This is a genomic window from Serratia nevei, from assembly GCF_037948395.1.
GTDB classification, from domain to species: Bacteria; Pseudomonadota; Gammaproteobacteria; order Enterobacterales; family Enterobacteriaceae; genus Serratia; species Serratia nevei.
In genome coordinates this window covers 2350778-2370117 of record NZ_CP149940.1, presented here as the reverse complement: position 1 = coordinate 2370117, position 19340 = coordinate 2350778, and the positions used below count along the sequence as shown (strand labels likewise).

The 19340-nt window shown below is 61.7% G+C and carries 19 protein-coding genes; 13 read left to right on the top strand and 6 right to left on the bottom strand.

Annotation, left to right across the window (positions count from 1 at the left end; all coding sequences use genetic code 11):
* Positions 1 to 10 precede the first annotated feature (10 nt).
* The gene (locus V8N38_RS11470; protein ID WP_147840028.1) at positions 11 to 1051 is read right to left on the bottom strand and encodes an oxidoreductase; all 1041 of its coding nucleotides are present in this window, start codon (positions 1049 to 1051) and stop codon (positions 11 to 13) included.
* Positions 1052 to 1282: 231 nt separating this feature from the next.
* Here V8N38_RS11470 and V8N38_RS11465 point away from each other — a divergent pair, with 231 nt between their 5' ends.
* From V8N38_RS11465 to rsxC, 4 genes are all read left to right on the top strand, one after another.
* Positions 1283 to 1723, top strand: a complete 441-nt coding sequence (locus V8N38_RS11465) for a DUF2569 domain-containing protein (RefSeq protein ID WP_047567683.1) — start codon at positions 1283 to 1285, stop codon at positions 1721 to 1723.
* A gap of 135 nt (positions 1724 to 1858) precedes the next feature.
* Positions 1859 to 2440: an electron transport complex subunit RsxA gene (rsxA, locus tag V8N38_RS11460; RefSeq protein WP_004938443.1), complete on the top strand. Its 582-nt coding sequence runs from the start codon at positions 1859 to 1861 to the stop codon at positions 2438 to 2440.
* Positions 2440 to 3012, top strand: coding sequence for an electron transport complex subunit RsxB (rsxB, locus tag V8N38_RS11455; protein WP_004938428.1), 573 nt, complete (start codon positions 2440 to 2442; stop codon positions 3010 to 3012). The genes rsxA and rsxB overlap by 1 nt, the downstream gene beginning before the upstream one ends.
* Positions 3005 to 5431, top strand: a complete 2427-nt coding sequence (gene rsxC, locus V8N38_RS11450) for an electron transport complex subunit RsxC (protein ID WP_147840029.1) — start codon at positions 3005 to 3007, stop codon at positions 5429 to 5431. The genes rsxB and rsxC overlap by 8 nt, the downstream gene beginning before the upstream one ends.
* Before the next feature lie 34 nt (positions 5432 to 5465).
* On the opposite strand, the gene V8N38_RS11445 is transcribed toward rsxC, so the two are convergent.
* On the bottom strand, positions 5466 to 6359 hold the full coding sequence (locus V8N38_RS11445; RefSeq protein ID WP_084826310.1) for a helix-turn-helix domain-containing protein: 894 nt from the start codon (positions 6357 to 6359) through the stop codon (positions 5466 to 5468).
* Positions 6360 to 6723: 364 nt separating this feature from the next.
* On the opposite strand from V8N38_RS11445, the gene rsxD reads away from it, so the two are divergent.
* From rsxD to dtpA, 5 genes are all read left to right on the top strand, one after another.
* The gene (gene rsxD, locus V8N38_RS11440; RefSeq protein WP_048233608.1) at positions 6724 to 7809 is read left to right on the top strand and encodes an electron transport complex subunit RsxD; all 1086 of its coding nucleotides are present in this window, start codon (positions 6724 to 6726) and stop codon (positions 7807 to 7809) included.
* Between the two features lie 9 nt (positions 7810 to 7818).
* Positions 7819 to 8448, top strand: coding sequence for an electron transport complex subunit RsxG (gene rsxG, locus V8N38_RS11435; protein ID WP_033652583.1), 630 nt, complete (start codon positions 7819 to 7821; stop codon positions 8446 to 8448).
* Positions 8445 to 9143, top strand: coding sequence for an electron transport complex subunit E (locus V8N38_RS11430; protein WP_038873082.1), 699 nt, complete (start codon positions 8445 to 8447; stop codon positions 9141 to 9143). The genes rsxG and V8N38_RS11430 overlap by 4 nt, the downstream gene beginning before the upstream one ends.
* Positions 9143 to 9784: an endonuclease III gene (nth, locus tag V8N38_RS11425; RefSeq protein WP_147840030.1), complete on the top strand. Its 642-nt coding sequence runs from the start codon at positions 9143 to 9145 to the stop codon at positions 9782 to 9784. Before V8N38_RS11430 ends, nth begins: the two co-directional genes overlap by 1 nt.
* Positions 9785 to 10388: 604 nt before the next feature.
* Positions 10389 to 11903 carry a dipeptide/tripeptide permease DtpA gene (dtpA, locus tag V8N38_RS11420; RefSeq protein WP_038873079.1) on the top strand — a complete coding sequence of 505 codons (1515 nt, stop codon included), beginning with the start codon at positions 10389 to 10391 and terminating at the stop codon, positions 11901 to 11903.
* A gap of 76 nt (positions 11904 to 11979) precedes the next feature.
* On the opposite strand, the gene V8N38_RS11415 is transcribed toward dtpA, so the two are convergent.
* A complete protein-coding gene (locus V8N38_RS11415) occupies positions 11980 to 14073 on the bottom strand; it encodes a prolyl oligopeptidase family serine peptidase (RefSeq protein ID WP_084826311.1) in 2094 nt (697 codons plus the stop codon).
* Positions 14074 to 14267: 194 nt separating this feature from the next.
* A complete protein-coding gene (locus V8N38_RS11410; RefSeq protein ID WP_033638405.1) occupies positions 14268 to 14831 on the bottom strand; it encodes a helix-turn-helix domain-containing protein in 564 nt (187 codons plus the stop codon).
* Positions 14832 to 14946: 115 nt separating this feature from the next.
* Here V8N38_RS11410 and V8N38_RS11405 point away from each other — a divergent pair, with 115 nt between their 5' ends.
* The 3 genes from V8N38_RS11405 to V8N38_RS11395 all read left to right on the top strand — a co-directional run bounded on the left by V8N38_RS11405 (position 14947) and on the right by V8N38_RS11395 (position 17414).
* Positions 14947 to 16134: a benzoate/H(+) symporter BenE family transporter gene (locus tag V8N38_RS11405; protein ID WP_147840031.1), complete on the top strand. Its 1188-nt coding sequence runs from the start codon at positions 14947 to 14949 to the stop codon at positions 16132 to 16134.
* A gap of 86 nt (positions 16135 to 16220) precedes the next feature.
* On the top strand, positions 16221 to 16886 hold the full coding sequence (locus tag V8N38_RS11400) for an O-methyltransferase (RefSeq protein WP_147840032.1): 666 nt from the start codon (positions 16221 to 16223) through the stop codon (positions 16884 to 16886).
* Between the two features lie 24 nt (positions 16887 to 16910).
* Complete coding sequence (locus V8N38_RS11395) at positions 16911 to 17414, top strand: cupin domain-containing protein (protein ID WP_048233594.1); 504 nt, start codon at positions 16911 to 16913, stop codon at positions 17412 to 17414.
* Here the strand turns inward: V8N38_RS11395 and V8N38_RS11390 are convergent.
* Positions 17379 to 18233: an aminoglycoside phosphotransferase family protein gene (locus V8N38_RS11390; protein WP_060419154.1), complete on the bottom strand. Its 855-nt coding sequence runs from the start codon at positions 18231 to 18233 to the stop codon at positions 17379 to 17381. The two genes, V8N38_RS11395 and V8N38_RS11390, sit on opposite strands and share 36 nt — an antisense overlap.
* A 182-nt stretch (positions 18234 to 18415) precedes the next feature.
* On the opposite strand from V8N38_RS11390, the gene V8N38_RS11385 reads away from it, so the two are divergent.
* On the top strand, positions 18416 to 18796 hold the full coding sequence (locus tag V8N38_RS11385) for a RidA family protein (RefSeq protein WP_087763557.1): 381 nt from the start codon (positions 18416 to 18418) through the stop codon (positions 18794 to 18796).
* Between the two features lie 7 nt (positions 18797 to 18803).
* On the opposite strand, the gene V8N38_RS11380 is transcribed toward V8N38_RS11385, so the two are convergent.
* Positions 18804 to 19184: a nuclear transport factor 2 family protein gene (locus tag V8N38_RS11380; RefSeq protein WP_033638401.1), complete on the bottom strand. Its 381-nt coding sequence runs from the start codon at positions 19182 to 19184 to the stop codon at positions 18804 to 18806.
* Positions 19185 to 19340: the final 156 nt, after the last annotated feature.

Sequence of the window (19340 nt, the reverse complement as noted above, 5' to 3'; positions counted from 1 at the left end):
ACGGGCGGTATCAGGCCACCGGCAGCGCCTGCTGCAGCCGGGCCGACTCCAACCCCAGTTCGATCAATGCCATCACCGCAATGGCGTCGGCGGCCGGCACCGGGTTTTCGCCTGTGCCGGCGATCGCGTCGCGCACCGCGGCGTAATAGGCCGGGTAATTGCCGGGAATGTTGAGCAGCGGTTGCTCCGCCAGCAGATCGCCACGTGACAGCGTCACCACGCCGTCGCGCATGTCATAGCCCCAGTCGGCCTGAGGTAGGCGCTCGCCGGCCTTCAGCCGGTCTTCCTGCGGGTCCAGGCCGTATTTGATATAGCTGCCGCGGGTACCGTGCACCACGTAGCGCGGGCTCTCCGCCGCCGCCAGCATGCTGGCGTGCAGCACCACGCGGCGATTGCCATAGCTCAGCAGCGCGTGGAAATAGTCCACCGCCTGCGCGCCCGGCCGCAGCTCCCCCAAATCGACGAACAGCCGGTCGGGCTTGCCGAATAACTGCAGCGCCTGATCGAGCAGATGCGGCCCTAAATCGTACCAGATTCCGCTGCCGACGCCGCCTTGTTCGCGCCAGCGCTGGCGCACCTGCGGCCGGTAGCGATCGAAATGCGACTCGAAATAGACCGCCTCGCCCAGCGCCCCCTCATTCAGCAGCGCTTTCAGGGTAAGGAAGTCGCTGTCCCAGCGGCGGTTGTGAAATACCGACAGCAGCAAACCGCTCTGCTGCGCCTGCTGTTGCAGCGCCTGCGCTTGTGACAATGTCACGGTAAACGGTTTATCCACCACCACGTGCTTGCCGGCGGCCAGCGCCTGCTGCGCCAGCGGGAAATGGGTATCGTTGGGGGTAGGAATAACGATCAGATCGAGGGCCGGATCGGCGAACAGCGCCTGCGCATCGCCCACCACCGCCATCGACGGCCAGTCGGCGTGCACTTTGCCGGCATCGCTGCTGGCGACGGCGGCCAGCTCGAGCCCCGGCGTACCGGCGATCAGCGGCGCATGAAAGGTTTTGCCGGCGTAGCCGTAACCGACCAGCCCAACACGAATTTTTTCAGCCATGGGATTTCCTCTTGCAGGCTCACGACAGACCTTTCGATTTGACACCATGCGGCCGGATGGAACAAGAAGTAAATGAGATGTTAATTTGAAGCAGGCTCAATACGGCGTCGAGTAGCCAAACGTGCTGCCACGCGCCGCGATGCCGAGCTATCCGGTTGATAGAGATGACGAAGCCGGTATTACCCGCTAAGCTATGCCGCCTGTGATCCCCGTTTCAATCAGGAAGCCTTTATGTCTCAAGCTGAATACTCTCGTATCGGCGGTTGGTTGCTGGCCCCGATGGCCTATCTGATCGTCACCCTGCTCAGCGCCAGCCTGATGCTGCTCCTGTACGCCATGGCGATCTTTATGCCCGAGTCGCGCGACTACCTGCTGACCAACGCCCAGGCGTTTACCCTGCAATGGTACTTTTCGGTGCTGACCACGCTCTTGATGTGGTGCTTCACCCTGTGGCTGCTGTGGCTGTTTTGCCAGCGCTCGCAGCGCTTCCCCAAGCTGTTCTTGCTGTGGCTGCTGATCACGGTGATCCTGGCGGTGAAAGCCTTCGCCTTCGCGCCGGTGCCGGATGAAGTGGCGGTGCGCAGCCTCGGCTGGCCGCTGCTGATGGCGGCGTTGCTGGTGCCTTACATCAAGCGCTCGCAGCGGGTCAAAGGGACCTTTACCGAACGTTAAAGGCGCTTGCAGCACGTTTTATTGGGTGATTTGTGTAAATTTTCACCAAAAAAGGCAATACCCCTGCGATTCATATGTTGTCGTCCGGCCGCCGATTTCCGATAATAGGCGGCTTTTATTTTTTTAGGCATCGCAATGACCGAATACCTGCTCCTGTTTGTCGGCACCGTACTGGTGAACAACTTCGTTCTGGTGAAGTTTCTTGGCCTGTGCCCGTTCCTCGGCGTTTCCAAGAAGCTGGAAAGCGCCATCGGCATGGGAATGGCCACCACCTTCGTTATGACGCTGGCCTCCGTCAGCGCCTGGGTGATCAACACCTTTATTCTGGTTCCGCTGGATCTGGTGTACCTGCGCACGCTCTCCTTCATTCTGGTGATCGCCGTCGTCGTGCAGTTCACCGAGATGGTGGTGCGCAAAACCAGCCCGGCGCTCTACCGCCTGCTGGGCATCTTCCTGCCGCTGATCACCACCAACTGCGCGGTGCTGGGCGTGGCGTTGCTTAACGTTAACCTCGGCTACAACTTCCTGCAGTCCGCCGTTTACGGCTTCAGCGCCGCCGCCGGTTTCTCGCTGGTCATGGTGCTGTTCGCCGCCATTCGCGAACGCCTGGCGGTCGCCGACGTGCCGGCGCCGTTCCGCGGCTCCTCGATCGCGCTGATCACCGCCGGGCTGATGTCGCTGGCCTTTATGGGCTTTACCGGGCTGGTGAAATTCTAATGACTGCGTTGTGGATAGCTATCGCGGCTTTAAGCGCGCTCGGCCTGCTGTTCGGACTGGTGTTGGGCTACGCCGCGCGCCGTTTTGAGGTGGAAGAGGATCCGGTCGCCGAGCAGGTCGACGCGATCCTGCCGCAGAGCCAGTGCGGCCAGTGCGGCTACCCCGGTTGCCGCCCCTACGCCGAGGCGGTGGCCAACGGCGAGATGATCAACAAATGCGCGCCGGGTGGCGAACAGGTGATGCTGAAGCTGGCGGAGCTGCTCAACGTCGAGCCGCAGCCGCTGGGCAGCGAAGCCGCCGCCGAGCCGGAGCGTAAAGTGGCCTATATCGACGAGGCCAACTGTATCGGCTGCACCAAGTGTATTCAGGCCTGCCCGGTGGACGCCATCGTCGGCGCCACCCGCGCCATGCACACCGTCATCACCGACCTCTGCACCGGCTGCGATCTGTGCGTCGCCCCTTGCCCTACCGACTGTATTGAAATGAGACCGGTCGCCACCACCACTGCCAACTGGAAGTGGGACATGAAGACGATCCCGGTGCAAGTGATCCACGTGGAGCAACATGCTTAATCTGTTCGCCGCCTTTAAAAAAGACCGGATCTGGGATTTCGACGGCGGGATCCATCCACCGGAAATGAAAACGCAGTCCAGCGGTGCGCCGCTGCGTGTCGCTCCCCTGCCCAAGACCTTTATCATTCCGCTGCAGCAGCATCTGGGGCCGGATGGCGAGCTGTGCGTCAACGCCGGCGATCGGGTGTTGAAAGGCCAGCCGCTGACCGTCGGCCGTGGCCGCACCGTGCCGGTACACGCCCCAACCTCGGGCACCGTCAGCGCCATCACGCCGCACATCACCGCTCACCCTTCCGGGCTGACGGAACTGTGCGTGATTATCGAGGCGGACGGGGAAGACCGCTGGTGCGAGCGCGATCCGGTGGCGGACTACCGCCAGGCGCCCGCCGCAGAGCTGATTCAACGTATTCATCAGGCCGGCATCGCCGGTCTGGGCGGCGCCGGTTTCCCGACCGCCAGCAAACTGCAGGGCGGCATGAGCGGCGTGGAAACGCTGATCCTCAACGCCGCCGAGTGCGAGCCTTACATTACCGCCGACGACCGCCTGATGCAGGAACATGCCGACCAGATCATCGAAGGCACGCAGATCCTGCAACACATTCTGCAGCCCAAGGTCACGCTGATCGGCATCGAAGACAATAAACCGGAGGCGATCGCGGCGCTGAAGCAGGCGCTGCGCGGCCAGTCCGGCATTGGGCTGCGCGTTATCCCCACCAAATACCCGTCCGGCGGCGCCAAGCAGCTGACCAAGATCCTGACCGGCAAGGAAGTGCCGCACGGCAAGCACTCCTCCGCCATCGGCGTGCTGATGCAGAACGTCGGCACCGCCTTCGCCATCAAACGAGCGATCGTCGACGGCGAACCGCTGATTGAGCGCGTGGTGACCCTGACCGGCGACGCTATCGAACGCCCGGGCAACCTGTGGGCGCGCATCGGCACGCCGGTGCAGCACCTGCTCGACTTCGCCGGTTTCCGCCCGCAGGCGCAGCAGATGGTGGTCATGGGCGGCCCGCTGATGGGCTTCACCCTGCCCGCGCTGAATGTACCGATCGTCAAGATCAGCAACTGCATTCTGGCGCCGACGGTCGATGAAATGACGCCGCAGGAGCCGGAGCAATCCTGCATCCGCTGCGGCCTGTGCGTAGACGCTTGCCCTGCCGGGCTGCTGCCGCAGCAGCTGTACTGGTTCAGCCGCGGACAAGAGCACGACAAGGCGCGCAACCATAACCTGTTCGACTGCATCGAATGCGGCGCCTGCGCGTTCGTCTGCCCCAGCAACATCCCGCTGGTGCAGTACTACCGTCAGGAAAAGGCCGAGATCAAGGCTATCGATCTGGAGGCGGCGCGCACCGCCGAGGCCAAGGCGCGTTACGAAGCCAAACTGGCCCGTCTGGAACGCGAGAAGCTGGCGCGCGAAGAGCGGCACAAAAAAGCCGCCGTCAAACTGACCGACGACGATCAGGGCGCGGTGCAGGCCGCGTTGGCGCGCGTGCGCAGCAAAAATGCCGAAGCGGCGGTCACGCCGGTCGACGGCCAGCAGCCGGATAACAGCGAGATGATCGCCGCCCGCGAAGCGCGTAAAGCGCAGGCGCGCGAACGCCGAGCCCAGTTGGCGGCCGAAGCAGAGCAAGCCTCACCGGCCGTTTCCGGCGACGACGCGCGCAAAGCCGCCGTGGCCGCAGCGCTGGCCCGCGTGAAAGCACGCAAAGAAGCGCCAGCCGCAGATGGCACTGCTCCTGCCGTAACAGAGGACGATCCGCGTAAGGCGGCGGTCGCTGCCGCCCTGGCGCGCGTCAAAGCCAAAAAAGCAGAGCAGCAGGCGGACGTTCCTGCTCCAGCGGAAACGACGCCAGCAACCGCCGAGGAAGACCCGCGCAAGGCCGCGGTCGCTGCCGCTCTGGCGCGTGTAAAGGCCAAGAAAGCGGCACAGCAGGCGGACGTTCCTGCTCCAGCGGAAACGACGCCGGCAACCGCCGAGGAAGACCCGCGCAAGGCGGCGGTGGCAGCGGCTATCGCGCGCGCCAAAGCCAAGAAAGCGGCGCAGCAGGCGGACGCCCCTGCATCGGCGGAAACGGCGCCGGCAACCGCCGAGGAAGATCCGCGCAAGGCGGCGGTGGCAGCGGCTATCGCGCGCGCTAAAGCCAAGAAAGCGGCGCAGCAGGCGGATGCCCCTGCACCGGCGGAAACGACGCCGACAACCACTGAGGAAGACCCGCGTAAAGCGGCGGTGGCGGCGGCTATCGCCCGCGCCAAAGCCAAGAAAGCGGCGCAGCAGGCGGACGCCCCTGCACCGGCGGAAACGGCACCGGCGACCGCCGAGGAAGATCCGCGAAAGGCGGCGGTGGCAGCGGCTATCGCCCGCGCCAAAGCGAAGAAAGCCGCCAGAGAATCGCTGGCGGCCGAAACGGAAGAAAAATGATCGATAGCGGCGCCGGGCCTACGCCGGGCGCCGTTTAATCGATAGAGATCAGGTAGGTGTAATCCACCTCAATCTGACGCAGTTTAGATTCCGGATTCCACTCTTTGGTCTGAATGATCTCCATTTCCATACTGCCGCGCACCTCATCCTTCAGCCCTGGCATTACATGCGATATCAGGTAACCGAAAAACTGCAGACACTCTTTCGCCGTGCCCTTATGGTTGATGGAGATAAACTCGCGGCTCGGCAGATGGAAGGTGTCTATCTGATGGTTGGAAAGAATATCCTTTTTGTGTTCAGGATCGACCGCCATCACCAGCGTGGATGACAGCTCGTCGCCTTCCCCGGCATGGGGGGAATAGATGCTGTAAATCCGCCGGCAGTCGACGTGCAACCCCTTGAAGAAGTCGTTGAAAATCTCGTCCTTCATCGCCATGCAGGAAGAGTACTCCAGCTCCTGCTCGGAGGCGAAATCCAGCCGGCGCGTGAAGCCGACCAGTTGCATCTCGGGCAGCGTCAGCCGCTTCACCTCCGGATAATAACCGGCACCGTAGCTGGCTTCGAAGTTAAAGCGCGGCATCAGGTTTTTCACGTCCCAGTGTTCCATCGCGCGGTAGCGATTGGGGGTGATGTTGAAGCGCTGCTTGAACATGCGGGTAAAGGTCTGCTGCGAGTCGAAGCCCAGCTCATCAGAAATGTCGATGATCGAGCGACGGGTGATGCGCAGCGCCACCGCGGCGCGCGTCAGGATGCGCGAACGAATATAGGTGGCGAGTTGAATGCCGGTAATACGCTTGAATTTACGCTGCAGATGCCACTTGGAATAGCCCGAAATACGCGCAACTTCATCCAGGTTTGGCCGTTTCTCCAGATGTATCTCCACCCACTCAATTAGCTCTTCAATAAAAAAAATGTCTTCATTTGTCATTATTATGGATTCACTAACTCAATAATGTCGCGATAGTAACCTACACAGATTATGTGAAAGTTGTTATTTTGTGCGAAAACTTGGAGAAAAATCATATCTCATTCATACGGTTACCCGGTTTTTTGCGGTCGCTAGCGGCACAAGTTCCACTGACAATTCCTCACGTTAGCCCATTTTCCGGCCAAAAAAAAATCAAATTGCATTGCCCCGATCGCCGCGAATGCGAAAAGCTGAATACCCCTATTATTAAGGCGTATTACCCTCGCATCGAATCAGGTAGAATGCTCGGCTATCATTTTTGCCGCGCCTTCAGAACGGCGCATCGAAACTGCCGCAGGCGCGGCGCAGAAGGTATCGTTACTCTATGAAGTTCAGGCCGGTATCACCCACAGCCGCCAAAGGCTTACACATCGCCAGCTCGCCTTTCACCCACAACCAGCAAAGCACCAGCCGCATCATGCTGTGGGTCATGTTGGCGTGCATTCCCGGCATCGCGGCACAGATTTGGTTCTTCGGCTACGGCGTATTGATTCAGGTGGCGCTGGCGGCGATCGTCGCGCTGGCGGCGGAAGGCGCGATCCTCAAGCTGCGCAAGCTGCCGGTGCGCAGCCGGCTGGCGGATAACTCCGCCCTGCTCACCGCGCTGCTGCTCGGTATCAGCCTGCCGCCGCTGGCCCCCTGGTGGATGATCGTCATCGGTACTTTCTTCGCCATCGTCATCGCCAAGCAGCTGTACGGCGGCCTCGGGCAGAACCCGTTCAACCCGGCAATGGTCGGTTACGTGGTGTTGCTGATCTCCTTCCCGGTACAGATGACCAGCTGGCTGCCGCCGGATGAGCTGCGCGCCACCGCACTCTCGCTCCACGACACGCTGCTGGCCATTTTCAGCGGCCATACCTCGCAAGGCGCGACGCTGCACGAACTGCAGATGGGCGTGGACGGCATCAGCCAGGCCACGCCGCTCGACGGCTTCAAAACCGGCCTGCGCAGCGGCCACAGCGTGGAACAGGTGCTGCAGCAGCCGCTGTTTGGCGGCGCCCTGGCCGGCATCGGCTGGCAGTGGGTCAACCTCGGCTTCCTGGCCGGCGGCCTGTTTATGCTGGCGCGCCGCCTGATCCATTGGCAGATCCCTTTCAGCATGTTGGCCGCCATCGCCTTCTGTTCCGGCCTGGCCTGGTGGATCGATCCGGCGCATCAGGCTTCGCCGCTGATCCACCTGTTCTCCGGCGCCAGCATGCTGGGCGCGTTCTTTATCGCCACCGATCCGGTCAGCGCCTCTACTACGCCGAAGGGCCGTTTGATCTACGGCGCGCTGATCGGCGTGCTGGTGTGGCTGATCCGCGTCTATGGCGGCTACCCTGACGGCGTAGCCTTCGCCGTGCTGCTCGCCAACATCACCGTCCCGTTAATCGACCACTACACGCAGCCGCGCGTGTACGGCCATCGCTAAGGAGCCGCCATGCTGAATTCCATGAGAAAGCACGGCACCACGCTGGCGGTTTTCGCGGCGGTCACCACCGGCCTGACCGCCGTGGTCTACGCCCTGACGAAAACCACCATCGCCCATCAGGCGGCGCTGCAACAAAAAGCGCTGCTCGATCAGGTGGTGCCGCCGGAAAACTACGACAACGTCATGCAGAACGAATGCTTCCTGGTCAGCGACCCGGCGCTGGGCGACGGCGCGCCGCACCGCTTGTACCTGGCGCGCAAAAACGGGCAGCCGACCGCCGCCGCGCTGGAAACCACCGCGCCGGACGGCTACTCCGGCGCCATCAAGCTGCTGGTCGGCGCCGATTTCAACGGCACGGTGCTCGGCACCCGAGTCATTGAGCACCACGAAACCCCGGGGCTGGGGGACAAAATCGAACTGCGCATTTCCGACTGGATTTCCTTCTTCAGCGGCAAGAAAATCGAAGGCCCGGACGATAAGCGCTGGGCGGTGAAGAAAGACGGCGGCATGTTCGATCAGTTCACCGGCGCCACCATCACCCCGCGAGCGGTGGTCAATGCGGTACGCCGCACGGCGTTGTATATGGAAACGCTGCCGCCTAAACTTGAAAGCTTACCTGCGTGTGGAGCCAGCGAATGAGTGAAGCCAAAGAATTGATCGTCCAGGGGCTGTGGAAAAACAACTCCGCCCTGGTACAACTGCTGGGCATGTGTCCGCTGCTGGCGGTGACCTCCACCGTCACCAATGCGCTCGGCCTGGGGCTGGCTACCACGCTGGTGCTGACGCTGACCAACGCCTCCATCTCCGCGGTGCGCCGCTGGGTGCCGAGCGAGGTGCGCATTCCTATCTACGTGATGATCATCGCCGCCGTGGTGAGCATCGTGCAGATGCTGATCAACGCCTATGCCTTCGGCCTGTATCAGTCGCTCGGCATCTTTATTCCGTTGATCGTGACCAACTGCATCGTGGTGGGCCGCGCCGAAGCGGTGGCCGCCAAGAAGCCGGTCGGCCTCTCGGCGCTGGACGGCATGGCCATCGGCCTCGGCGCTACCGGCGTGATGGTGACGCTGGGCTCAATGCGCGAACTGTTGGGCAACGGCACGCTGTTCGACGGCGCCGATCAGTTGCTGGGCGGCTGGGCCAAGTCGCTGCGCATCGAAGTGGTGCATTTCGACAGCCCCTTCCTGCTGGCGATGCTGCCGCCGGGCGCCTTTATCGGCCTGGGGCTGCTGCTGGCGGTCAAATATCTGATCGACGAAAAAATGAAGGCGCGCAAAGCCCGCGCCGTGGCGGTGGAACCGCTGCTGGAACAAGGACGTGCTGAGAAGGCCTGATGAACAAGCAGAAGCGACTGGAAATTCTGACCCGGCTGCGCGACAACAACCCGCACCCGACCACCGAGCTGGTGTATACCACGCCGTTTGAACTGCTGATTGCGGTGCTGCTGTCTGCGCAAGCCACCGACGTGAGCGTCAACAAGGCGACCGCCAAGCTTTATCCGGTCGCCAACACCCCCGCCGCCATGCTGGCGCTGGGGGTTGATGGCGTCAAGGAGTACATCAAGACCATCGGCCTGTTCAACAGCAAGGCCGAAAACGTGATCAAAACCAGCCGCATGCTGCTGGAGCTGCACGGCGGCGAAGTGCCGGAAGACCGTGCCGCGCTGGAAGCGTTGCCCGGCGTCGGCCGCAAGACCGCCAACGTGGTGCTCAACACCGCCTTCGGCTGGGCCACCATCGCCGTCGACACCCATATCTTCCGGGTGTGCAATCGCACCCACTTCGCGCCGGGCAAGAACGTCGATCAGGTGGAAGAGAAGCTGTTGAAGGTGGTGCCCGCCGAATTCAAGGTCGATTGCCACCACTGGCTGATCCTGCACGGCCGCTATACCTGCATCGCGCGCAAACCGCGCTGCGGCTCCTGCATTATCGAAGACCTGTGCGAGTATAAAGAAAAGGTTTATCCGGAATCCTGAGTTTGTGGGGTGCGGCAAACCGTACCCCACCGCGTCCTTTCCCCCGCCAACGCCTCTTTTTTATCGGAAATGTGATATCGCGCAGCAGTAACCCCGGCGTTATCGCGGTTTTCAGTGAAAAACTCAGTGCCGTATTATTTTCAAGCGAAAAATTAGTCGAAAATTGCGGTGAACGTCACGCTTTCGGGATCACAAGGCGTTCACAAATGCCAGTCCCGTTTTCCTAAATTTCTATAATTTTACAAAACGGGCCATATACACAACATTCCAACGGATTAATAACCGTACATACACTGATGCGCTAAGAAATAGCAATTCAGCAGAATATATCCCTGTTTAAAATCCGTATAGCTTTTAATCAAAACAAAAAATCGGCAAACCATTAAAACCCGAAAGTTAATACTGCATAACATTTGCAACATCGCAGCATAATCCTGTGGGCGTTAAATGTAACCGAATATGACAAACTGCTTGCCACGTTGACAAAGATAGTGAACATTAACCGCCGTCCCCATCCTATAACAACGCAAAAGGATGCCGTTCCGCATCAACTTTTGTACTTTCCCGTCCTCCAAAGACGGGCTGTGAAAAAACAGAGGTACCAGTGTCAACAGCAAACAACCAACACCCGGAGAGCGTTAGCCTTAACGCGTTCAAACAACCGAAAGCGTTCTATCTGATCTTCTCGATCGAACTGTGGGAGCGTTTCGGCTATTACGGCCTGCAGGGCATCATGGCGGTTTATCTGGTCAAGATGCTCGGCATGAGCGAAGCCGACTCCATCACCCTGTTCTCTTCCTTCAGCGCCTTGGTATACGGCTTCGTCGCCATCGGCGGCTGGCTGGGCGACAAGGTGCTGGGCGCCAAACGCGTGATCGTGCTCGGCGCGCTGGTGCTGGCCGCCGGTTACGCCATGGTGGCCTACTCCGGCCACGACATCTTCTGGGTCTACATGGGTATGGCGACCATCGCCGTGGGCAGCGGCCTGTTCAAGGCCAACCCATCCTCCCTGCTGTCCACCTGCTATGAGAAAGACGATCCGCGTATCGACGGCGCCTTCACCATGTACTACATGTCGGTGAACATCGGTTCCTTCTTCTCCATGCTGGCGACTCCGTGGCTGGCGGCAAAATACGGCTGGAGCGTGGCGTTCTCCCTGAGCGTGGTCGGCATGCTGATCACCCTGGTCAACTTTATGATGTGCCACAAGTGGGTGAAGGAAAACGGTTCCAAGCCTGACTTCAAGCCGCTGCATCTGCCGAAACTGCTGATGGTGCTGGTCGGCATCGTGGCGCTGATCGCCGTGTCCAGCTGGCTGCTGCACAACCAGGTGATCGCGCGCTGGGCGCTGGCCCTGGTTTCCGCCGGCATCGTATTGGTGTTCGCCAAGGAAACCTTCGCCCTGCACGGCGCCGCACGCCGCAAGATGATCGTCGCCTTCCTGCTGATGCTGGAAGCGGTGGTGTTCTTCGTGCTGTACAGCCAGATGCCAACCTCGCTGAACTTCTTCGCCATCCATAACGTGGAACACAGCATCTTCGGCGTTGCCTTCGAGCCGGAGCAGTATCAGGCGCTGAACCCGTTCTGGATCATGCTCGCCAGCCCGATTCTGGCCGCGCTGTATAACAAAATGGGCGATCGCCTGCCGATGCCGCACAAGTTCGCTTTCGGCATGATCCTGTGTTCCTGCGCCTTCCTGGTGCTGCCATGGGGCGCCAGCTTCGCCAACGAACAGGGCATCGTGTCGGTCAACTGGCTGATCCTGAGCTACGCGCTGCAGAGCATCGGCGAGCTGATGATTTCCGGCCTGGGTCTGGCGATGGTGGCACAGCTGGTGCCGCAGCGTCTGATGGGCTTCATCATGGGCTCCTGGTTCCTGACCACCGCCGCCGCCGCGCTGATCGCCGGTAAGGTTGCCGGTCTGACCGCCGTCCCGAGCGACATCAACGACGCGCACGCTTCGCTGGCCATCTACAGCCATGTGTTTATGCAGATCGGCATCGTCACCGCCGTCATCGCTATCCTGATGATGTTGACCGCGCCGAAGCTGTACCGCATGACGCTGGACACCACCGAAGACGCCAATCAGAAAGCGCAGGAAGCCACCGCGGCTCGCTGATCGCCGGCAGATTGAGCGTAAATAAAAACACCGGGGTTAACGCCCCGGTGTTTTTTTATGCCTGCAAGAAAAAGGCTTACGCTGACTTGGGTTTGCCGCTCAGGTTGGCCCACATGAATTCGCTTACCAGCGCGCTGTGGAACGCCGCCTGTTGCTTGTCGGCGGCGGCGCTGTGCCCGCCTTCGGTATTTTCATAGAAATAGGCCTGCTGATACCCCATCGCCTGCATGCGCGCAGCCATTTTGCGGGCGTGGGCCGGGTTGACCCGATCGTCGCTGGTCGCGGTATAGAACAGCACCGGCGGATAGGCCGTCTGCGCCTGAATATTGTGGTACGGCGAGAAGGTCTTGATGTAGGCCCACTCCTCCGGCTTGCTCGGGTCACCGTATTCGGCGATCCACGACGCGCCGGCGGAAAGCTGGGTATAACGCTGCATGTCCAGCAGCGGCACTTCGCAGACGATGCAGCCGAACAGCTGCGGATACAGCGTCAGCATATTGCCCACCAACAGGCCGCCGTTGCTGCCGCCGCGTGCCCCCAGATGCGGCGCCGAGGTCACCTTGCGGGCGATGAGATCTTCGGCCACGGCGGCGAAATCCTCGTAGGCGCGATGGCGGTTCTGCTTGAGCGCCGCCTGGTGCCAGGCCGGGCCGTATTCGCCGCCGCCGCGGATGTTGGCCACCACGTACACCCCACCGCGTTCCAACCAGGCCGGCGCCTTGCCGCCGAGATAGCCCGGCAGCAGCGGCACTTCAAACCCGCCGTAGCCATACAACAGCGTCGGTGTGCTGCCGTCCGGTTTGAGATCTTTGGCGGCAATCTGGAAATACGGCACGCGGGTGCCGTCCTTGGAACGCGCAAAATGCTGGCTCACCTGGTAGCCTGACGCGTCAAAATCCTGCGGCGCCTGTTTCAGCAGCGTCGCCTCACCGCCGTCGAGATTGCCCATGTACAGCGAGGTCGGCTGCAGGAACCCGCTGACGGTCAAGAAATAGGCGTTGCTCTCTTCGTCGATGCCGCCGGCGGAAAGGGTGCTGATGGCGCCGGGGTTGCCCAGCGGGCGACGTTGCCAGCTGCCGCCCTGCGGCGTCAGCACTTCCAGACGGTTGACCACGTTATCCATGATGCTGAGGATCAGATGATCGCGGGTGCCGCTGTAGCCGCTCAGCGCCTGCTCCGCCGTCGGGGTAAACAACAGCTGCAGCTCGCGCTTGCCCGCCAGATAGTCATCGAAGTTGGCCGCCAGCAGCGCGCCGGACGGATAACGCTTGCCGCCCACCTCCCAGTCGCTGCTCGGTTTGATCAGCAGCCATTCCCGATGCGTGTCCAGCTCGGCGTCGGCCGGGATATCGATTTTTTTCTGCCGGCCGTCCTGCATCAGCAGGAAATAGTCGCGGCGATAGAAATCCAGGCTGCGGCCGACGAAATCGCGCTCAAAGCCCGGCGTGCGATCGTGATAGGCGAAGACCGCCATGTCCTCGGGCTGCGCTTCGTACAGCGTTTCGGCGGCGCTCAGCGGCGTGCCGCGCCGCCAGCGTTTGGCGATGCGCGCGTAACCGGACTGGGTCATCGATCCGGGGCCGAAATCGGTGGCGATGAACAGCGTGTCCCGATCGACCCAGGAGACCCGGCTTTTCGCCACCGGCACGTTGAAGCCGTCCTTGACGAAACGTTTGGCCACCAGATCGAATTCGCGGATTTCGGTGGCATCACCGCCGTCCGGCGACAGCTGCATCAGGCAATAGCGGTATTCCGGCGCCAGCGGTTGCGAGCCCTGATAGACCCAATCCTTGCCTTCCGCCTTGCCCAACGCATCGATATCCAGCACCGTCTCCCAGGCCGGTTTGGCCTTGCGGTACTCGTCCAGCGTGGTGCGCCGCAGCAGGCCGCGCGGGTTGGCCTGATCCTGCCAGAAGTTGTAATAGTACTCGCCGCGCTTGCTCACCCACGGGATTTGGGTGTCTTTATTGAGGATATCCAACACCTCGCGTTCAATGCGCTGAAAGTCTTCGCCCTGGCCGAAACGCGCCACGGTGCGCTGATTTTCCTGCTGCACCCATTGCAGCGCTTTTTTACCCTGCAGCTCTTCCAGCCACAGGAATTCATCGCCGGCGGCCGCGCCGCCTTCCGCCGCCATCGCCAGGCGGATACTGTTGGGTAATGAAGTCATCGCGAATACGGCTCCTGCGGTTTGCGCACTGAGTTTAATGAACTGACGTCGATTGGTGACCGGCAAAATCAAGCTCCTTTTGAGTCGGCTGCAACGCCGCCCCGTCGTGGGCGACAGCCTGTGAAATAAGAGTCATTTTCAACAAGGTAGGCGTTTGGCGGCGCGGAGTCAAAGCCCACGGCCGCCGCGTTGAGTCAGGATTGAGGATAGTGGATCAGATCGTGAATACGCACCGTTTGTGAACTGGCGTTGCGGTAAGCGTGCGGCCGATCGGCCTGAAAGCGCATCGCCTCGCCGGCGGCCAGGCTGTGCCATTCGCCGTCTATCGCCAACTCCAACCGGCCGCTGATCACGATGACATGCTCGATCACGCCCGGCTCATGGGGCGACGACTCGCTGAGCGCGCCCGGTGCAAGATCGATGACGAACATATCGAAACCCAGCTGGCGATCGTACGGAAACAGCGGCACCACGCGCATATCGGCGTTGTCCTGATCGTACACCGGCAGATCGCCGTAACGGTGCAGCGTCGCCTGCTGCTGCGCGGGCGACGCCTCAAGAAAGGCGGAGAACGCCACGTTGAAACCGGTGGCGATCTTCCACAGCGTCGCCACCGTCGGGCTGGATTCGCCGCGTTCGATCTGCCCGAGCATCGCCTTGCTGACGCCGGTGTATTCCGCCGCCTGCGTCAGGCTCCAGCCGCGCTGCGCGCGCAGCGTGCGAAGGGTGTGTGCCAAATGGCCGGCAAGTTCCTGCATCCAGTTCTCCTCTGCGTGTCGAGCCCGATTATACCCGCTTGTGCGCTATAGCGCACGGTGCTATGCTGATTTCTCAACGTGCGTTATAACGCACAATCACCGATTGGAGCCACTCATGCGCCCAGCCCTCTCCCTGCGCCATCTGACCCTGCCCGCCATCATGGCCGGCTTTGTCGCCGTTCTGGTGGGTTACACCAGCTCCGCCGCGATCATTTTCCAGGCCGCCGCCGCCGCGGGCGCCACGCCGGCGCAGATCGGCGGTTGGCTGAGCGCGCTGGGGCTCGCGATGGGCGTCACCTCGCTCGGACTCTCGCTTTACTACCGTACCCCGATCCTCACCGCCTGGTCGACGCCCGGTGCGGCGCTGCTGGTCACCAGCCTGCCCGGCACGCCGATCAACGAGGCGATCGGCGTGTTTATCTTCGCTTCCGGTCTGATCCTGCTGTGCGGCGTCACCGGGCTGTTCGCCCGCCTGATGGACTACATTCCGCAGGCGATTTCCGCCGCGATGCTGGCGGGGATCCTGCTGCGTTTCGGCCTGGACGCCTTCGCTTCGCTGCAGCTCAATTTCCCTCTGAGCGCCGGCATGGGGCTGGCTTATCTGCTCAGCCGCCGTTATCAACCGCGCTACGCCATCGTGCTGACGCTGGCGGCCGGGCTGGCGATCGCCGCGCTGCAGGGCAATATCCAGCTGACGCAGCATGCGCCGGCGTTCGCCATGCCGGAATTTATCGCGCCGCACTTCAGCTGGCCGACGCTGCTGGGCATCGGCGTACCCTTCTTCGTGGTGACCATGGCTTCGCAAAACGCCCCCGGCATCGCCACGCTGCAGGCGGCGGGCTACCGCGTGCCTACGTCACCGCTGATCGCCTGGACGGCGCTCACCGCGCTGCTGCTGGCGCCGTTCGGCGGCTTCTCGGTGTGCATCGCCGCGATCACCGCCGCCATCTGCATGGGGCCGGACGTGCATCCCGATCCGCAGCGGCGCTATATGGGCGCGGTGGCCGCCGGCGGTTTCTACCTGCTGGCCGGGCTGTTCGGCGGCGCCATCGGCCTGCTGTTCAGCGCGTTGCCGGTCGCCCTGATCCACACCATCGCCGGGCTGGCGCTGCTCGGCACTATCGGCGGCAGCCTGCAGCGCGCGCTGCATGATGAGAAACAGCGCGACGCGGCGCTGATCGCCTTCCTCATCACCGCCTCCGGCGTCACGTTACTGGGCATCGGTTCGGCGTTCTGGGGCATTGTCGGCGGCGCCATCGCCCATCTGCTGCTGTCGCTGCCGCGGCGAGGAACGGCAGCATAAAATGCCAACCGCACGCCGTGCATTGACAAGCACGGCGGTGACGCCTTCACTGGATGGGCACACTGCGATTTCCGCACGAGGCCCACATGAAAGAAAAGGAACAATGGTCCCAGGTCGATCGCTATATCGTAGACAGCCTGGTAGAACAAGACGATGCCCTGTTGCAGGCGCTGGCGACCAACGCCGCCGCCGGGCTGCCGGCGCATGATGTGGCACCGAATCAGGGCAAACTGCTGCAGCTGTTCGCCCGCATGGTTAACGCCAAACGCATTTTGGAAATCGGCACGTTGGGCGGCTACAGCACTATCTGGCTGGCGCGCGCGCTACCGGCGGATGGCAAATTGATCACGCTGGAAGCAGATGAAAGCCACGCCGCCGTCGCCCGCCGGAATATCACTCGCGCCGGTCTCGACGGCCTGGTTAAGCTGCGCGTCGGCCCCGCCATGACTCACCTGCCGACGCTGCACACCCTGGCCCCCTTTGATCTCATCTTCATCGACGCCGACAAACCCAGCAACCCCGATTACCTGCGTTGGGCGCTTAAACTCGCGCGCCCGGGCACGGTGATTATCGGTGACAACGTGGTGCGCGATGGCGCAGTCACCGACGCCGCCAGTACGGACGCCCGTGTACAAGGCGTACGCGAGTTCTTCACGATGATGGCGCAGGAACCCCGTTTGACCGCCACCGCCTTGCAAACCGTGGGCAGCAAGGGCTGGGACGGATTTTCTCTGGCTATCGTCAATTTTTAAGTGACAATGTCACCAAGGAAGCCTATGACTGAGAAAGCCGCGCTGTTAGCTCAGCGCTTGATACGCAATGTCGAACGGGTAGATAAGCAACACGATCGGCGGCCGCCGCTGTATGACAGCGTCGGCGCTCGCCTCGGCACCGGCACCGCCGCCGACAAGCTGGGCGCCTCCTTCGATTGCGTGGCGCCGGGCATGCGTTCCTGCCCCTACCATTTTCACTACGCTCAGGAGGAAATGTTCATCATTCTGGAAGGCAGCGGTACGCTGCGGGTGGCCGGAGAAATGCTGCCGATCGTCAGCGGGGATGTCATCTTCATTCCGCCGGGCCCGGAATACCCGCACCAGATCATCAACACCTCCGATGCGCCGCTGAAGTACCTGTCCGTCAGCACGCGCGAGCAGCCGGAGCTGGTGATGTACCCGGATTCCGGCAAATACCAGGCGATGGCGCGCAGCGCAGACGGCGAGCAGGTACGCTACCTGCAGCGCCCTTCAACCTCGCTCGATTACTGGCAGGATGAACCCTGAATCGCCGTCCGGCAGCGGGAGATCCAATGCGCGCGCCGCCAGCTCGGCCACGCGGAAGTCGATATCCGCCGCCTGCCCGTCTTCCATAAACCAGGCGGCAGAGAGCCCCGACCAGGCCAGGATCCATTGCAGCAAGCGCCGGCGCTCCAGCCCGGCCAAGCGGCAGACCTGTTCCACGCGCCGCTGGAAAATGGCCGGGTCGGTGGCGATGCCGTAGTTGGGATTACAGAAGATATTGGCGTAATCGAAGCCCCGTTCGCCGTACAAGCGCTTGGGATCGATCGCCAGCCAGCCGCGTTCGCCGAAGTCCAGCACGTTGTCATGGTGGATATCGCCGTGCAGCACGCTTTCTTCTCGCGGGCTGCTCAGCAGCTCCGCCGCCGTCGTGGCGCTGAGACGCAGCATGCCGCCGTGCGCCTGCGCCGCCGGCCATAGCGAGCTGAACCACTCCTGCAACGGGATCAGCTCGGGCAACGGTGCGGCACGCGGCGCATGCAAGGCGGCGATCGCCCGACAAAGGATCTGCGTGGCCTGCTCATCGTCGCCGTCACGCACCAGCTGCGCCAACGAACCTTCACCCTGCGCGCGCTCCAGCAGAATACCGTCGTCGTGCCACGCCAGCACCTGCGCGGCGCCTTCCCCGCGCCACCAGCACATCAGCTGGCCGCCGAAGCGCTCTTCCTGCTCGCGGGCGATCTTCAACATAGCCGCCTCGCCCCGGTAACGCACCGGCATCAGCAGGCTGCTGTGGGTTTCGAAGGCTTTGCCGTCCTGTTCCAGTTGCCAGCGTTGCAGGTAGGGAGTAAAAAGCGGGTTCATCGTCTCATGCGTCCTTGTGGCCGATCTGCGCCGCACTGTCACATTCGCGTGAGAGACGACGTGTAAAATAAAGAGGGATGATACTCTCAGATATCATCGGTGTGCGGCGTCTGGCCGCCGTTTCCTCAGTATCCTAACCAAGTTTGTCGATTTTATTAACCGGTCTTGCGCGGGGTTTGATCATGACATCATTAAAACGCACGAATTATCCGCAGTTGCCTACGCCGGGCGGCCCCTATGTGCATGCGGTACGCCACGGCGATCGCCTGTACGTGTCGGGATTGACGGCCTTCGCCACCGACGCGCAAGGCTTGAGCGCGCCGGAACAGACGCAGGAGATCCTCGAACAGCTGGCGACCATCGCCGCCAGCGAAGGCGTGAATCTCAAGGCATTGATTAAAATCAGCGTGTTCCTGACCGACATTGCCGATCTGGCGGGCGTGCGCCCGGTGCTGTTTGACTATGTCGATGGCGCGCTGCCGGCCTGTTCATTGGTGGCGGTCAGCGCGTTGTTCTCACCTCAGGTGTGCGTAGAGATAGAGGCGGTGATGGCGTTGCAATAATGCGCGGCTAGAGCGCGCCTTCATCCGGCACGCAGGGGCCGATCTTGAACCAGGCTTTGGCGATCCGCCCCTGTTCCACTTCGTAGATGGCGATGACATCCATTTTGCCGCGCCCCTGCGGGAAGTTGCGCGTCACCACTTCCTGATCGACCACCATGTTCCCCACCGCCATGCGCTTTATCCGTTCGCCGTACAGACTCGGCTCCTGGAAACGCACCAGATGCCGTTCGCGGATCGCCGCCTTACCGCTGGCCAGCAGCGTGTCGGGATGCTCGTAATACTGCGCGTCGTCCGCCCAGCAGGCCATGAAGGCATCGATGTCGCGGGCGTTATAGGCGTCAAGCTGTTGTTGAACCACATCCTGCGGGCGTGCCGTTTTATCGTTCATCACATCCTCCTGCCGAAGTTAACCGCCGCATGTATCGAACCCATCACGTTAACCGCCCAGTGCTGCAGCTTGATGACACGGCGAGAATTGAATAAAAAACCAAAAATATCGAATAAATAACCTACCACGCCCAATGGACAATTCAAGCACCCGCGC

Bases quoted from the DNA above. Each gene is read 5' to 3' on its own strand.
- nth (WP_147840030.1), top strand. From the start codon at position 9,143: ATGAACAAGCAGAAGCGACTGGAAATTCTGACCCGGCTGCGCGACAAC.
- rsxB (WP_004938428.1), top strand. From the start codon at position 2,440: ATGACTGCGTTGTGGATAGCTATCGCGGCTTTAAGCGCGCTCGGCCTG.
- rsxC (WP_147840029.1), top strand. From the start codon at position 3,005: ATGCTTAATCTGTTCGCCGCCTTTAAAAAAGACCGGATCTGGGATTTC.
- V8N38_RS11380 (WP_033638401.1), bottom strand. From the start codon at position 19,184: ATGAACGATAAAACGGCACGCCCGCAGGATGTGGTTCAACAACAGCTT.
- V8N38_RS11410 (WP_033638405.1), bottom strand. From the start codon at position 14,831: ATGCAGGAACTTGCCGGCCATTTGGCACACACCCTTCGCACGCTGCGC.
- V8N38_RS11415 (WP_084826311.1), bottom strand. From the start codon at position 14,073: ATGACTTCATTACCCAACAGTATCCGCCTGGCGATGGCGGCGGAAGGC.
- V8N38_RS11400 (WP_147840032.1), top strand. From the start codon at position 16,221: ATGAAAGAAAAGGAACAATGGTCCCAGGTCGATCGCTATATCGTAGAC.
- V8N38_RS11470 (WP_147840028.1), bottom strand. From the start codon at position 1,051: ATGGCTGAAAAAATTCGTGTTGGGCTGGTCGGTTACGGCTACGCCGGC.
- V8N38_RS11465 (WP_047567683.1), top strand. From the start codon at position 1,283: ATGTCTCAAGCTGAATACTCTCGTATCGGCGGTTGGTTGCTGGCCCCG.
- V8N38_RS11385 (WP_087763557.1), top strand. From the start codon at position 18,416: ATGACATCATTAAAACGCACGAATTATCCGCAGTTGCCTACGCCGGGC.
- rsxA (WP_004938443.1), top strand. From the start codon at position 1,859: ATGACCGAATACCTGCTCCTGTTTGTCGGCACCGTACTGGTGAACAAC.
- V8N38_RS11395 (WP_048233594.1), top strand. From the start codon at position 16,911: ATGACTGAGAAAGCCGCGCTGTTAGCTCAGCGCTTGATACGCAATGTC.
- V8N38_RS11430 (WP_038873082.1), top strand. From the start codon at position 8,445: ATGAGTGAAGCCAAAGAATTGATCGTCCAGGGGCTGTGGAAAAACAAC.
- rsxD (WP_048233608.1), top strand. From the start codon at position 6,724: ATGAAGTTCAGGCCGGTATCACCCACAGCCGCCAAAGGCTTACACATC.
- rsxG (WP_033652583.1), top strand. From the start codon at position 7,819: ATGCTGAATTCCATGAGAAAGCACGGCACCACGCTGGCGGTTTTCGCG.
- V8N38_RS11405 (WP_147840031.1), top strand. From the start codon at position 14,947: ATGCGCCCAGCCCTCTCCCTGCGCCATCTGACCCTGCCCGCCATCATG.
- V8N38_RS11445 (WP_084826310.1), bottom strand. From the start codon at position 6,359: ATGACAAATGAAGACATTTTTTTTATTGAAGAGCTAATTGAGTGGGTG.
- V8N38_RS11390 (WP_060419154.1), bottom strand. From the start codon at position 18,233: ATGAACCCGCTTTTTACTCCCTACCTGCAACGCTGGCAACTGGAACAG.